Origin of the sequence: Clostridium sp. UBA5712 (assembly GCF_002419845.1) — a bacterium.
GTDB classification, from domain to species: Bacteria; Bacillota; Clostridia; order Clostridiales; family Clostridiaceae; genus Clostridium_J; species Clostridium_J sulfidigenes.
Window position 1 is genome coordinate 64,230 of the sequence record NZ_DIGW01000007.1, and the last position, 15,174, is coordinate 79,403.

Here is a 15,174-nt window from a genome sequence, read left to right on the forward strand (position 1 = left end):
TAGCTATTTTTACATTGAGAAATTAAAGAATTTTAGCTACAAATACTATTATATAAGAGGCTGGAATAAGAAGTGGAAGAGCAGCGAAGGTTCCAATAGTTTTACTTCCTATCATGGCAATAACACAGCTACGAAAATCTTCTTCAGGACAATTACCATCTATTACATCATCGGTCATAATGGATAGTTGTGGATCTATAAAAATAGACATTAGGATTGTAGCAAATCCATTTATTACTGAGGATAGGGTTATACAAGTTGCCCTTAAATCAGGAACTATGGTACCGGCATAAATTGGTGCTAAGGCTCCTACAGTTAATATTGCAACTGCAATTATATTATAAATTATTATTTTTAAAGGTAACTTTTTAAAATTAATTTTAGTTACACTTTCTTTCACTGGAATTGAAATACAGTCCCTCATATAATGGACACCTGCCTTTGAAAAACTGTGCATAATTAGTTTGGGTATAGATTTATCAATAGAAAATCGGATAACACCTTTATAAAATAATCTTTGAAAAGTAGGAATTAAAAATGCGCCTACTAGGGTAGCTATACCAGAAACTATTATAATTAACTTAAAAAGGTTTAACACATCACTTTCACCTGTACTATTCTCAACAAACTTTGTTAGTAAAGGAGCTTGAAAAGTTAAGGCTGTTCTTGATACTAAAGATAATATATTAAATACAGCAAAGGTTATTGCTATTTTACCTGTTCTAACACCTACAAGTCTTACAGAGTAAGCTAATGTTCCTATTATGGCAATTATAAAATTCAAAACTAAAACAATTATAATTTGAGTACTCAAAGTTATTCCTCCGTTCCATTTTCAAATATATCTATATTTTTACAACAATTAGAAATGTATTAATAGTATATAACATATTCATAAATAAAACTAGGTTATTCAATTATTATAAGAAGCACTAAGGAGAGGAAAATTCATATAAATATTTTCTAATATAACTTCACATATTATTGACAAGCTCCAAGATGGTGCTATACTAAATGTATATACAGATGTATAGTTACGTGACGGAGGTGTGTAAAATTTGGGTTTAAAAGAAGACATATTAAAGTTAAAAAAAGAGAAGAATGCTTTAGTTTTAGCTCATCTTTATGAAAAAGCAGAAATACAGGAAGTTGCAGACATAGTAGGAGACTCATATTTTTTAAGCAAGAAAGCTATGGAAAGTTCTAAAGATATAATAGTATTTTGTGGAGTAAAATTTATGGCTGAGAGTGCAAAAATATTATCACCTAATAAAAGAATATTAATTCCAGTAAATGATACTACATGTCCAATGGCAGATATGGCTACAGTAGATAAATTAAAAGCTATGAAATTAAGAAATCCTAAAGCAAAGGTAGTAACATATATAAATTCAAATGGAGATATTAAAGCATTATCTGACGTTTGTGTTACATCATCCTCTGCTAAGGCAATTTTAAATAACATAGAGGAAGAAGAAATAATATTCCTTCCAGATAGAAATCTAGGTAGTTATTTGCAAGAAAATATACAGAACAAGAAGTTTATACTTTATGATGGGTTTTGTCCAGTTCATGAGAGAGTTGAAGAGGAAGAGGTTTTAACTTTAAAGAATAGATATCCAAATTTTAAGGTGCTAGTTCATCCAGAGTGCTCTAAAAAAGTAAGAGATTTGGGAGATTTTATAGGAAGTACTTCTGAACTTATAGATTATAGTGTTCAAGATGGAACTAATGGATTTATAGTAGTAACAGAGGAAGGCGTTCTTTATCAGATGAAAGAAAAAAGTCCCAATAAAACCTTTATCCCTATTGACAACGGAATGATTTGTCCCAATATGAAAAAAATATCAATGAAAGATTTATATAATTGCTTAATTAATGAGGAGTTTGAAGTGCATATTGAAGAGGAGCTAAGATTGAAAGCTCATAAATCTTTAGAAAATATGCATCTTCTATCTAATAAGTAAAATGAATAAAAAATATGATGTATTAATTATAGGGACAGGTATTGCAGGACTTTACACTGCTTGTAATTTGAAGGATAATCTTAGAGTTTTAATAATAACTAAAAATAAGCTAAGAGATTGCAACAGTTATTTAGCTCAAGGTGGCATTTCAACCCTAAGGGATATTGGAGACAAGGAAGCTTTTATAGAGGATACTTTAAAAGCTGGCAATTATAAAAATAAATTGGAGGCTGTTACCCAGATAGTTGAAAATTCTACTGATAATATTAATAGATTATTGAGGTTAGGAGTAGATTTTGATAAGGATATTGATGAATTAAACTATACTAGAGAAGGTGGTCATAGTAAGTTTAGAATAGTGCATTCTAAAGATGAAACAGGTAAGGAAGTAATTGAAAAACTAATAAATTATGTTTCTAGTAAAGAAAATATAACTATATTGGAAGACACTACATTACTAGATATAATTCAATATAAAAATAGATGTATAGGCGGAATTATAGAACACTCAAATGAGATTATAAATATAAATGCTAAGGCAACAGTATTAGCTACTGGTGGCATTGGGGGGATTTTTAATTCTACAACAAATATCGAAACTATCACAGGTGATGGACTTAGCATTGCATTAAAGCATAATATTCTTATGAAGGATATATCCTATCTTCAACTTCATCCCACTGCATTATATGAAGAAGAAGTAAGGGGACGAAAGTTATTACTATCAGAATCTCTTAGAGGAGAAGGGGGAGTAATAAGAAATGCATTGGGAGAGAAATTTGTAAACCCTTTACTACCTAGAGATATAGTTTCAAGAGAGATTTTAAAGGAAATATGTAAGACTCCACAAACACCCTATGTTTTTTTAGATATGACTAATAAATCTAAGGAGTTTTTAATAAATAGATTCCCATATATTTATGAGCAATGTTTAAAACGTGGTTATAGGATGGAGAAGGATTTATTACCAATTGCTCCAGCTCATCATTATTGTATGGGAGGAATTCAGGTTGATTTGAATTCAAAAACATCTATGAAAGATTTATATGCTATAGGAGAAGTTAGTTGTACCGGGGTACATGGTAGCAATAGACTAGCTAGCAATTCTTTATTAGAGGGCTTAGTTTTCAGTAGAAAGGCAGCACAGCATATTAATTTACTTGTAGATGAATGTGATGATAAACTAAGTGGAGAATTAGTTGAAAGAATTAATCTTAAGGCTATAAGTGATGTTAAAAATGCAAATGAAGAATATAAGTATAAGTTTATTAGTTATTTGAAGGGAAAGGTAAATGGTGAATATGTTAAACTTTTTAATTGTTGATGATATTATTAAGAGGGCTTTAAAAGAAGATAGTCCCTATGGGGATGTAACTGTATCAGCTATAGTTTCACCTCTAGAAAGAGCTGAGGTTGATTTAATAACTAAAGAGGATGGGATAATTTGTGGATTGGATATTTTTAAAAGGGTATTTGAAATCTTAGGAGAAGTTGAAGTCGATGTGTTTGTTAAAGATGGAGACTTAGTTAAGAATACTATGGTTATCGGTAAAGTAACAGGAAACGCCGGCAATATATTAGTAGGAGAAAGAATAGCCCTCAATTTACTTCAAAGAATGAGTGGTATTGCTACTTTAACTAACAAATATGTAAAGAAGCTAGAGAGACTTAATACAAAAATACTAGATACTAGAAAAACTACACCTAATTTAAGAGCTCTTGAAAAATATGCAGTTAAAATTGGTGGAGGAGTAAATCATAGATTTTCCTTATCTGATGGAATACTAATTAAAGATAATCATATTGGATATGCAGGTGGTATAAAAGAAGCCATTGAGCTTGCTAAAAAGAATTCTTCTTTTGTAAGAAAAATAGAAGTTGAAACTGAAACTAAAGAGCAGGTTTTAGAGGCTCTAGAAGCAGGAGCGGATATAATTATGCTTGATAATATGAGTCCAGACTTAGCAAGGGATATGGTTAAATTAATTAATGGAAGAGCATTAACAGAGTGCTCAGGAAATATCACCTTAGATACTGTTACAGACTACGGCAAAACAGGAGTAGATTATATTTCCTCTGGAGAATTAACCCATTCTGTAAAAGCCTTTGATATTTCATTAAAAAACTTTAGAAAAATATAAATATAAAATGATATAATTGTTTAAATATGATTGCTATACTAAATATATAGTAATCATATTTTTTTATTTGGTTTATTTAATAAATATTAGTATGACAAAGGAAAGGACAACATATGAGGATTAATAAATTATTTAGTAATCTTGGAATTTGCTCAAGAAAAGATACTAATAGGCTTATAGAAGAAGGAAGAGTAAAAGTAAATGGAGAACTGTCTATTCCTGGGCAGTGGGTAGAACTAGAGGATGAAATTTTAATTGATGATAAGCCTATCATAGCTAAAAAGAAAATTTACATAGCTTTTAATAAGCCCATGGGAGTTACATGCACTGCAGCTAGTGATGTGGAAAATAACATCATTGATTTTATAAACTATGAAGAATATATATTTCCAGTAGGAAGATTAGATAAAGAATCTCATGGATTAATTCTCATGACTAATGATGGTGAACTAGCAAACAAAATATTAAATTCAGATAATTACCACGAAAAGGAATATGAAGTAAAAGCAGATAAACCTATAGATGATAATTTTCTTATGAATATGTCTGCAGGAGTATATATACTAGGAGAAAAAACTAGACCTTGTAGCATCATAAAAGTAGATGAATGTACATTTAAAATTATATTAACTCAAGGACTAAATAGACAAATTAGGAGAATGAGTAAGGCATTAGGATATAATGTGGTAGATTTAAAAAGAATAAGAATTTGTTCTATAAATATAGAAGGAATAGAAGAAGGTATGTGGAGGTATCTTACTGAGGAAGAGGTTATAGACTTAATGAAATAGAGCATGATATATAACAAGTAGATAAATACTAGAATATTATATAGAATACCTAAATTAAATTAGCTAATAATAAGTAAATAAATATCTATAATAAGGATGTTAGTGTCATGTACAATAAACTAGTAAAGAAATTCAATATAAATACATATTCTATGATAAAGCATGGATCTGTAGCTGTAATAACTCTATTTGGAGTAGGTATATTATTTGGAATAAAGAATATAATGATTGCTTTTCCAATAGCCCTTACTTCAACAGTTATGGGAAGGCAAAATTTTCAGGTTAAGACCTATAACAAAGCAATTAAAATAATCCTTATTGATTTAGTTATTGTTTTAACAGCATATTTTTCATCTATGAATATATTTTGGGGGATACCTATAAACTTTTTTGCTATTTTTCTTATAATGTATACTATCGTATCGCCCTATGATTTAACTTTTTACAAACCCTTTATAATGCTATATGTATTTACTCAATATGCACAGATATCATTAGGAGAACTTCCTTTTAGGATTTTATCTGTAATATTTGGAGTTTTAATAGTAGTAGGGGCAAGTTATATAAATAGAGTAAATGAAAGATCCATTTTAGGAAAAAGTATGGAAGAGGCTTTTATTTTAATATATAATCAATTTAAAAATATCTTAAAGGAAGAGTATGATCATACCATAGAAGATAAATGTTCTAAAATGATGAGAGATATTGCTTATAAAGTATATGTAACAAGGCATAGAAGATATTTGACAACTAATTTAGGAAAGGTTCAATTTCAAATATTTATCAATGTAGAATACTTTAATTTATATATAATTCAACTGTATGGAGGTATTAAAAATTTAAGTATTTCCAAGGAATATGTAGAAAAATTAAAAGAAATAGTAGAAGCTATAATAGAGTTATGCAAAGATAATATAGAGTTTCAAACTATAAAAGAATCTACTGATAACTTTATAAAAGAGTGGAGTAAAGGTGAAGAATATCATTTAGAGATATCCCTAATACTAGAAAATCTTCTTGGTAGTATTAAGGAATTGAACTCCATGGAAAAAAGAGGTTCTAATAAGGTATATAAAGAGTGGGCTAGAGCTGACATAGATAAAACTAGAGTAACCTTTAAAGAATATTTCAGACCCAACACTATAAGGTTTAAATTTGCTATTAGAATGGCAATAACTCTTACTATAGCATTACTAATAGGAGGGGTTTTAGGATTTTATAAAATAATATGGGCAGCAATAACAATAATGTCTATTATGCAACCTTATTATGAAGATACCATTAAAAAGGCTAAAGACAGAGTTATAGGGAATATATTAGGAATTCTATTTACAGGTATACTTATTAATGTGGCAGGTTCTCAAATAATTACCTTGGGAATTTTAATTATATCTCTTTATCTTATCTACGCCTTTAAGGAATACTATAAAATATCACTATTTGCAGCTATGGCATCTATATGTATAGCCTCTTTAACAGAAAATATAAATGTATTGATTTTATATAGAATAGTATACGTGATTATAGGGGTAGTTGTAGTGGTTATAGTGAATAGAGTTGTTTTCCAATATAGACTAAAGGATGGAGTAGAACAACTTATAGATAAAATTGCTAGGTTGAATAAAAAGCTTATAGAAGATAGTATGGAATTTTTACAAAGTAATAAGCAGATTCATGAAATAAGGGATTTGATTATCCATTCTACGCTTTTATGTCAAAAACTATATATGAGAAATCTTCAATACAATGATGATGAGATTAATAAATTTATAGCTATTAATAATAAATATGTGATACAGGTAGGATATAAGGTGTTAATATTATATGGGAAAAATGAAAATGTTAAGAAGGAAAATATAGAATCAATATTGAATCTATATGAAGACTTTAATAATAATATACGGCATATGTAATGGTAATGTAAAATATAGATTAAAGAAAAATATAAAGGAGTTAACAAGATGAAAAGAATTGTATTAGCAGGAGGATGTTTTTGGGGTGTAGAAGAATTTTTTTCTAGAATTCACGGTGTAACAAATACAGAAGTAGGATATGCCAATGGTAGAACAACAAATCCTACCTACGAAGATGTATGCTATGGTAATACATATTTTGCAGAAGTATGTGTGATAGATTATGATGAAAGTATAATTTCCTTAGAGGAAATACTAAATAAATTTTGGGGAATAATAGACCCAACCGCACTGAATAGACAGGGAAATGATAGAGGAAGTCAATATAGAACTGGAGTTTATTATGTTGATAAATTAGATGAAGAAATAATTCGAAGAAATATAGAAAAAGTACAGAAAAACTATATAAAGAAAATAGTTACAGAAGTAAAAACTTTAGAAAATTATTATAGAGCAGAAGAATATCATCAAAAGTATTTAAAGAAAAATCCTAATGGATATTGCCATATAAAATTAGATTAATAATAGGTTCAATGCAGTATTTCTACACTGTGTTGAACCTTTATGTTACTATTAAATATATAAATTAAAATCATAGCGTGTTATAAAGGAGAGTTAATCATGGGATGGATTGAAGATATAAAAAATTATATTCCACATAATGAGGAAGAGGAACAGGATAAAAATGTAGCTTTATTAAGTATAAGTAAATTTAATAATTTGTTAACTAGAGAAAATCCATTAATTCATGTAACCAGTTCAGGATATATTGTAAATAAAAATAGAACTAAAGTTTTAATGGTTCATCATAATATTTATAGAACTTGGTGTTGGACAGGTGGACATGCTGATGGGGATGAAGATTTACTTCATGTAGCAATAAAGGAAGCAAAGGAAGAAACTGGATTAGAAAATATAAGAGCTATTACTCCAGAGATATTATCTCTAGATATATTAGAGGTTATTGGACATTTTAAAAGAGGTAAATACGTCTCAGCCCATCTTCATTTATCTCTTGCATATTTGCTAGAAGCTGATGAAGAGGAAAAAGTTAAAATTAAAGAAGATGAAAATAGTGGTGTTAAATGGCTTCCTATTGATGAAATTCACAAACATAGTAATGAGCCTAATATGATAAAATTATATGAAAAATTTAATGATAAAATAAAAAGTAGAGGATGGTAATGAAAAATGGATAATTAGTTATAAGTGCATTTAAGATAGTAATCCTTTTGTATATAATAAAACTAATAGATTAAATAGGTGAAGAACATTGATTAATATATACATTATAAGCACTAAATTAGCAGTGATATTTGAAATGAAAAGCCCTTTTAAGGTTGCGCCTTTAAGCCTATAGTTCCAGTAAAGGATAACTAATAATACTATAGATATTTTTAAAAAGAAACATAGAGGAAAATTAGTCATAATGACTTTTGCAATAGCATTAGCCTCGTAAAATATACCACTGTACTTACCCACAAAAAGCCAAGTAAAAAGCAAATCACTAATATTAAAAAAAAGAATAAAGAGTAATTTTTTTCTTATAGGCTTTGAAGTTGTAACTTCTGATTTAGTTGTAAATTTAATAAAATTCATAAAATAACACCTCACAAAGAAATATATCCATATTATGTTAAAATATGCTATTATATTAAAAGTTTATGTGAGTTACAACTTATATCGTAGAATAAATAGTTCTATGCGATAATGTAAAGGTGTATCAACATAGTTTGTATATTTTATCACTGTAATTTTCAACAGAATCTTTTAAATATAGTGTTGACATATCCACTTTATAAAATATATAATAGTAAAAACATACAATGGTAAAAATAAATATAATTTAATTTGATGATAAGGAAGAGTAGTTTAATTTAGCTTTGATAAAGAGAGTTGGGGATGGTGGAATCCTAGCATGAAGGAATTAGATGAATGGACCTTTGAGAAATAAGGGGAAATTATTAGTGAGAATACCTGATATCGTAGGCTACACGTTACAGTAGATAGAGTATGTAAGTACTTGAAATTAAGAGGCATATTGATAAATTTGTATTAGTGTATTTATCAATAGCAATTTAGGTGGCACCACGGAAGTATCTCCGTCCTATTTTTATAGGACGGAGTTTTTTTTATCTTTTTATTGTTGTATGGAAGTATTTGAAATGTTTTAGGTGGTGGTATGTATGAAGTGAAAGTGCGAAGAATTAAAAGCAAAACTTAATATATTTAATAAAAATTATAGAAATAATTTTGGAGAGAAGGAGATTTTATCATGAAAGGATATTTTGGTAAGTATGGTGGAGCATTTGTTTCAAATGAGGTGAAAAAAGCTTTAAATGAGTTAGAAGAAGCTTTTGAAAAAGCTATTGAAGATAAGGAGTTTATGAGGGAGTATAATTACTATTTAAAGGATTATAGCGGCAGAGAAACACCCTTATATTTTGCTGAGAACCTAACAAAATTTTGTGGAGGTCCTAAGGTATATTTGAAAAGAGAAGATTTAAATCATACAGGAGCACATAAAATAAATAATGTTTTAGGACAAATTCTATTGGCTAAAAGAATGGGAAAAAATAAAGTAATTGCAGAAACGGGAGCTGGTCAGCATGGAGTAGCTACAGCAACTTTAGCTGCAAAATTTGGAATGGAATGTGAAATTGTAATGGGAGAGGAAGATATAAAAAGACAAGAGCTCAATGTATTTAGAATGAAAATATTAGGAGCAAAAGTTACTCCAGCAACTAGTGGTACTAAAACATTAAACGATGCAGTGAATGAAGCTTTAGAAAAATGGGTAAATAATATTTCAGATACTTTTTATGTCCTTGGTTCCGCTGTGGGACCTCATCCTTATCCAAAGATTGTTAAGGAATTTCAGAAAATAATTGGTGAAGAGGCTAGAAAACAAATATTGGAAAAGGAAAATAAACTTCCCAATTATGTAGTTGCATGTGTTGGAGGAGGAAGTAATGCCATTGGAATTTTTACAGCTTTCCTAGAAGATAAAGATGTTAATCTTATTGGAGTAGAGGCAGCAGGCTTTGGAGTAGAAACAGAAATGCATGCAGCTACAATAACAAAAGGAAAAGAGGCTATCATTCACGGTATGAATACCCTTGTATTAAAGGGTGATAGTGGAGATGTTAAGGAAGCTTATTCTATTTCCCCTGGGCTTGACTATCCAGGAGTTGGACCTGAACATGCATTTTTAAGTGAGATTGGTAGAGTAAACTATAAATATATTACAGATGATGAAGCTATAAAAGCTTTTATGCTTTTATCAAAGTTAGAGGGAATAATACCTGCAATTGAAAGTGCTCATGCCATTGCCTATACTATTAAATTAGCAAAAAACCTACAGGAAAATGAAGTCATAGTAGTAAATCTTTCAGGTCGAGGGGATAAAGATGTGTCTGCTATAAATAAACTTCTTAATTAGTATGATTTTAACTGTTATAAGTTTAATTATCTGATTTAAATTGAAAATCCTTTATTTAAAGTATTAATACTTTACCTAGTTTCCTATATAAATATTTATATAGGAAACTAGGTAAATATAAAACTATTTAAATAGTTGTTTTATTCATGCTGGTTTGAGGAGTCTTTGATTTTCAAAAACATTAATAAATTATATAAAGCTACCTCTCATTGAGGTATATTTTTTTGTGTAATACCCCTTATTATCTACAATTTTCTTTATGGCATATAAGAATTTATCAATTTCATCTATTGTATTGTAAATACCAAAACTAATTCTAACCATACCAGGCTGAATATCCTTAGATGCAAGAGTCATTTCTTCTATCATTGATTTAGGAATTTTTAAAAGCCTTTGTAGATATGGATGAGCGCAGAAACATCCACTTCTTACAGCAATGCCAAATTCATAGGATAGTATTTTGGCCACTATAGTATGGTGTATTCCTTCTATATTAAATGGAATAATACTAACTTTATTTTGAAAATCGGAATAATTGCTATATATTTTTACTGAATGTATAGATTGAAGATGTTTTGTAGTATATACAGTTAAATATTTTTCATATTCATCAATATTAGACATTCCAATTTTTGAAAGCTCATTTATAGCAGCACCTAAAGTTATTGAACCAATAAGGTTTGGAGATCCAGATTCTTCCTTATCAGGGGAAGCAGTCCATATTACTTTATCATGAGATACGAATTTAATGGTTCCTCCACCGGTATGGTCAGGTTCATACTCATTAAAAAAATCTTTAGGTCCAATTAATACACCACAACCAAAGGGTGCATACATCTTATGTGCTGAAAAAGCAACAAAGTCAATAGGTCCTAAAGGGAGTTGAAGGCCTATAGAAAATTTACTGTGAGGAATCAGTTGAGCTCCGTCTACTAAAATTTTAGCCCCATAACTATGAGCTAAATTTGCTATGGTATATATAGGATTTTTAATGCCAGTAACATTTGAAGCTCCGGTTATTGCAACTAAAGAAATTCTTCCATTATATAGTTCTAGTTTAGACTTAAAATCATCCATATCTAAATAACCTTCATCATCTACTTCTACATATTTCACTTCAAAATTTTTTCTCCATGGTAAATCATTAGAATGATGCTCCATAGAAGTGGATAGAATAATTGACTCCTTATCTTGACTAGCTAATATACCAGCTAGCTTATTTATAGCTTCAGTACAGTTTTTTACATATATAACATCCATCATATCACTATAATCATTAATGAAAAATTTCACAATTTCCCTTGAAGTTTCATACATATAGGTGGATAATTGAGATTTATATCCATCTCCTCGATGTATTGAGGAGTAATAAGGAGAAAAGTTTATTACTTCATCAATTACAGATTTTAATGGAGGCGTTGTAGCTGCATTATCGAAATTGATACCTATGCAATATGATTTATCTATCAATGGTACTTTAATATCTACTCCATAAACTAATTCTCGATATGGATTATCCCTAAAGTTACTCATTTTTTACCTCCTTAATTAAATAGTTGTTATTATATAATATTAAAGATATATTTTATTGGTGCAGATATTAAAAGAATAGTTGACATAAATACTCTGATTTGATATTATTAAACCATAGTAAAGTACTCAACATTAAGGAATGATTTTTATGAAGTTATCAACTAAGGGAAGATACGGGGTTAAAGCTATGGTTGACCTAGCTATTAACTACGGAAAAAGCCCTATATCTATTAAGAGTATTTCAAGTAGACAAAATATTTCGGAATATTATCTTGAACAGTTATTTTCTGTGTTAAGAAAAGCAGAGCTAATAAAGAGTATAAGAGGAGCCAATGGAGGATACATTCTAGCCAAGGATCCAAAAGAAATTACAGTATACCAAGTATTAGAGGTGCTAGAAGGACCTATCGAAATTTCAACCTGCTTAGATAGTGATGGATGCAATAATATTGATTGTTGTGCAACCAGAATAGTATGGAAAAAAATTAAGGATAGTATTGATTCTGTAACAATGGCAATAACTTTACAGGATATTGTAGACGATTATTTTAACATATTGAAAATTAAAGGAGTGAACCTAAATGAATAAAACAGTTTATATGGATTATGCGGCAACAACATACACAAAACCAGAAGTATTAGAGGATATGATACCTTACTTTACGGAGTTTTATGGTAACCCATCATCTATATATTCGATTTCAAGGGAAACTAAAAAAGCTATAGATAAAGCAAGAAATAGAATAGCAAAAGCTATTAATGCGGATCCAGCAGAAATATATTTCACTGGTGGTGGATCAGAAGCAGATAACTGGGCGATTAAGGGAATAGCACTTGCCAACAAAAATAAAGGAAATCATATTATAACTACTAAAATAGAGCATCACGCTGTACTTCACACTTGTGAATATCTTGAAAAACAAGGATTTGAAGTAACTTATTTGGATGTGGATGAAGAAGGGCTTATTAGATTAGAAGAACTAAAAAATGCTATAAAGTCAAGCACTATATTAGTGACTATAATGACTGCTAACAATGAAATTGGAACTGTACAACCTATTAAAGAAATAGGCGCTATATGTAAAGAAAGAAAAGTTTTCTTCCATACAGATGCAGTTCAAGCTATAGGTCATATAGAGATGGATGTTAAAAATATGGATATAGATGCACTATCGCTATCAGGACATAAAATTTATGGTCCTAAAGGTGTTGGAGTTTTATACCTAAGAAAAGGTATAAAAATTCACAACTTGGTTCATGGTGGAGCGCAAGAAAGAAATAGAAGAGCTGGAACAGAGAACGTAGCTGGAATAGTTGGATTAGGAAAGGCTATAGAGCTAGCTATGGAAAATTTAACTGAAGAAAAAGAAAGATTAACTTATTTAAGAGATAAGCTTATAAAGGGATTACTAGAGATCCCATATTCTAAACTTAATGGTTCAGTAGGAGATAAAAGACTGCCAGGGAACGTAAATATTAGTTTTGAATTTATAGAAGGAGAGTCAGTACTTTTAATGCTTGATGCTAAAGGAATATGTGCATCAAGTGGAAGTGCTTGCACATCTGGATCTTTAGATCCATCTCACGTATTATTGTCTATAGGACTTCCTCATGAAGTTGCCCATGGTTCGTTAAGACTTACAATGGGTGCTAAAACAACTGAAGAAGAAGTAGATTACGTAATAGAAACTGTACCTGCAATAGTGCAAAGGCTTAGAGATATGTCACCATTATATGACAGTTTCTTAAATGGAAAAATTAAAAGCTTTTTTAACAAGGAGGACAAATAATTATGATATATAGTGAAAAAGTAATGGATCATTTTACAAACCCAAGAAACGTTGGAGAAATAGAAAATGCTAGCGGTATTGGAGAAGTTGGAAATGCTAAATGTGGAGATATAATGAGGGTTTATTTAAAAGTTGAAGATGAGAAAATCGTAGATTGTAAGTTTAAGACTTTTGGATGTGGATCTGCCATAGCATCTTCTAGTATGGCTACAGAGTTAATAAAAGGAAAAACCTTAGATGAAGCATGGACACTTACAAATGTAGCTGTAGCAGAAGCTTTAGATGGACTTCCACCAGTTAAAATGCATTGCTCAGTTCTTGCAGAAGAAGCTATTCATAAAGCTATAAATGATTACAGAGAGAAACAAGGATTACAGCCTTGGGATTACGAAGAACATGATGATATACATGATCAAGTTCATGGAGAATAGGTGTGATACTTAGATGAAGAAAAAAGTTGTAATAGGGATGAGTGGAGGCGTTGACAGTTCTGTAGCAGCATATCTTTTAAAAGAACAAGGATATGATGTCACTGGAATAATGATGAAGTTATCTCCAGATAATCCTGAATATGCAGAAAATGAAGGTGGTTGTTGTTCTCTTTCAGCAGTTAATGATGCAAGACGAGTAGCCGATGTTTTAGATATACCCTTCTATGTTATGAATTTTAAAGCTCCTTTTAAAGAGCATGTAGTAGACAATTTTATAGAGGAGTATTTTAGTGGGAGAACCCCAAATCCTTGTATAGAATGTAATAGAAAAATTAAGTTTGAAGAATTTTTAAGAAAAGTTCAAGGGCTAGGCGCTGATTATATTGCTACTGGGCATTATGCTACTATAGATTTCAAAGATGGAAGATATAGATTAAAGCGTTCAGAAGATGATAGAAAAGACCAAACCTACGCGCTATATACGCTAACACAAGATCAATTGGCACATACTTTGATGCCTTGTGGAGCTTATTCTAAAACAGAAATCAGGGCTATCGCTGAAAAAATAGGTTTGGAAGTATTTAGAAAGAAAGATTCTCAAGAAATTTGCTTTATACCTGATAACAATCATGGTAATTATCTTTCTAGATTTAGTGGAAGAGAAGTTGTACCAGGAAATTTTGTAGATAGTACTGGAAAAATTTTAGGTAAGCATAAGGGCATAGTATATTATACTATAGGTCAGAGAAAAGGTCTTGGAATTGCTCTTGGAAAACCTGTATTTGTAACTAACATAATCCCAGAAAGAAATGAAGTAGTTTTAGGCGAAGAATCAGAAATCTTTAATACTACGCTTATTGCTAAAAACATAAATTTAATTCCTATGGATAAAATAGAAGGAGAGATTATGGTTGAGGCTAAGGTAAGATATTCAGCTAAACCGGCTCTTGCAAAACTAACTCAATTAGATGGAAATCATATTAAGTTAGACTTTGAAACCCCTCAACGGGCTATAACTAAGGGTCAGTCTGTAGTTTGTTATCAAGGGGACCTTGTTGTTGGTGGAGGAATTATTGAAAGAGTTATAAAATAGTAAATTAAATATAATTTTAAAGTACAATAAAAAGATTGAATGATATTTTAGGGTTGTCTTAAAGAGAATCAGC

Annotated in this window: 15 protein-coding genes; 12 read left to right on the forward strand and 3 right to left on the reverse strand. The window is 29.9% G+C overall.

Translation table 11 applies throughout. The annotated features are described in order from the left end of the window. Positions 1 to 22: 22 nt before the first annotated feature. A complete protein-coding gene (locus B3B03_RS02710) occupies positions 23 to 814 on the reverse strand; it encodes a lipid II flippase Amj family protein (protein WP_346876434.1) in 792 nt (263 codons plus the stop codon). 244 nt (positions 815 to 1,058) lie between these two features. On the opposite strand from B3B03_RS02710, the gene nadA reads away from it, so the two are divergent. The 7 genes from nadA to B3B03_RS02745 all read left to right on the forward strand — a co-directional run bounded on the left by nadA (position 1,059) and on the right by B3B03_RS02745 (position 7,997). Next, the gene (gene nadA, locus B3B03_RS02715; protein ID WP_346876435.1) at positions 1,059 to 1,967 is read left to right on the forward strand and encodes a quinolinate synthase NadA; all 909 of its coding nucleotides are present in this window, start codon (positions 1,059 to 1,061) and stop codon (positions 1,965 to 1,967) included. Position 1,968: 1 nt separating this feature from the next. Beyond that, positions 1,969 to 3,291, forward strand: coding sequence for an L-aspartate oxidase (locus B3B03_RS02720; RefSeq protein ID WP_346848294.1), 1,323 nt, complete (start codon positions 1,969 to 1,971; stop codon positions 3,289 to 3,291). Beyond that, on the forward strand, positions 3,269 to 4,108 hold the full coding sequence (gene nadC, locus B3B03_RS02725) for a carboxylating nicotinate-nucleotide diphosphorylase (protein ID WP_346876436.1): 840 nt from the start codon (positions 3,269 to 3,271) through the stop codon (positions 4,106 to 4,108). Before B3B03_RS02720 ends, nadC begins: the two co-directional genes overlap by 23 nt. 113 nt (positions 4,109 to 4,221) lie before the next feature. Then, the gene (locus B3B03_RS02730) at positions 4,222 to 4,899 is read left to right on the forward strand and encodes a pseudouridine synthase (RefSeq protein ID WP_346848295.1); all 678 of its coding nucleotides are present in this window, start codon (positions 4,222 to 4,224) and stop codon (positions 4,897 to 4,899) included. A gap of 107 nt (positions 4,900 to 5,006) precedes the next feature. After that, the gene (locus tag B3B03_RS02735) at positions 5,007 to 6,812 is read left to right on the forward strand and encodes an FUSC family protein (protein WP_346876437.1); all 1,806 of its coding nucleotides are present in this window, start codon (positions 5,007 to 5,009) and stop codon (positions 6,810 to 6,812) included. A 48-nt stretch (positions 6,813 to 6,860) separates the two neighbouring features. Beyond that, positions 6,861 to 7,334 carry a peptide-methionine (S)-S-oxide reductase MsrA gene (msrA, locus tag B3B03_RS02740; RefSeq protein WP_346848297.1) on the forward strand — a complete coding sequence of 158 codons (474 nt, stop codon included), beginning with the start codon at positions 6,861 to 6,863 and terminating at the stop codon, positions 7,332 to 7,334. A 99-nt stretch (positions 7,335 to 7,433) separates the two neighbouring features. Beyond that, the gene (locus B3B03_RS02745; RefSeq protein ID WP_346876438.1) at positions 7,434 to 7,997 is read left to right on the forward strand and encodes an NUDIX hydrolase; all 564 of its coding nucleotides are present in this window, start codon (positions 7,434 to 7,436) and stop codon (positions 7,995 to 7,997) included. Positions 7,998 to 8,027: 30 nt separating this feature from the next. Here the strand turns inward: B3B03_RS02745 and B3B03_RS02750 are convergent, their stop codons facing one another. Further along, on the reverse strand, positions 8,028 to 8,411 hold the full coding sequence (locus tag B3B03_RS02750) for a DUF5658 family protein (protein WP_346848299.1): 384 nt from the start codon (positions 8,409 to 8,411) through the stop codon (positions 8,028 to 8,030). A 676-nt stretch (positions 8,412 to 9,087) separates the two neighbouring features. On the opposite strand from B3B03_RS02750, the gene trpB reads away from it, so the two are divergent. Further along, positions 9,088 to 10,254 (forward strand): tryptophan synthase subunit beta, encoded by a 1,167-nt coding sequence (gene trpB / locus B3B03_RS02755; RefSeq protein ID WP_346876439.1) that lies wholly within the window; start codon positions 9,088 to 9,090, stop codon positions 10,252 to 10,254. A 189-nt stretch (positions 10,255 to 10,443) separates the two neighbouring features. Here the strand turns inward: trpB and B3B03_RS02760 are convergent, their stop codons facing one another. Beyond that, positions 10,444 to 11,787, reverse strand: a complete 1,344-nt coding sequence (locus B3B03_RS02760; RefSeq protein WP_346876440.1) for an aminotransferase class V-fold PLP-dependent enzyme — start codon at positions 11,785 to 11,787, stop codon at positions 10,444 to 10,446. 148 nt (positions 11,788 to 11,935) lie between these two features. Between B3B03_RS02760 and B3B03_RS02765 the strand changes: the two genes are divergently transcribed. Genes B3B03_RS02765 through mnmA form a run of 4 tightly spaced genes read left to right on the forward strand, consistent with a single transcriptional unit; the run spans position 11,936 to position 15,101 of the window. Beyond that, the gene (locus tag B3B03_RS02765) at positions 11,936 to 12,376 is read left to right on the forward strand and encodes an Rrf2 family transcriptional regulator (RefSeq protein WP_346876441.1); all 441 of its coding nucleotides are present in this window, start codon (positions 11,936 to 11,938) and stop codon (positions 12,374 to 12,376) included. After that, positions 12,369 to 13,577 (forward strand): cysteine desulfurase NifS, encoded by a 1,209-nt coding sequence (gene nifS / locus B3B03_RS02770; protein ID WP_346876442.1) that lies wholly within the window; start codon positions 12,369 to 12,371, stop codon positions 13,575 to 13,577. Before B3B03_RS02765 ends, nifS begins: the two co-directional genes overlap by 8 nt. Positions 13,578 to 13,579: 2 nt before the next feature. After that, complete coding sequence (gene nifU / locus B3B03_RS02775; RefSeq protein ID WP_035133240.1) at positions 13,580 to 14,008, forward strand: Fe-S cluster assembly scaffold protein NifU; 429 nt, start codon at positions 13,580 to 13,582, stop codon at positions 14,006 to 14,008. Positions 14,009 to 14,021: 13 nt separating this feature from the next. Then, positions 14,022 to 15,101, forward strand: a complete 1,080-nt coding sequence (mnmA, locus tag B3B03_RS02780) for a tRNA 2-thiouridine(34) synthase MnmA (protein WP_346876443.1) — start codon at positions 14,022 to 14,024, stop codon at positions 15,099 to 15,101. The last annotated feature ends 73 nt before the right edge of the window (positions 15,102 to 15,174 follow it).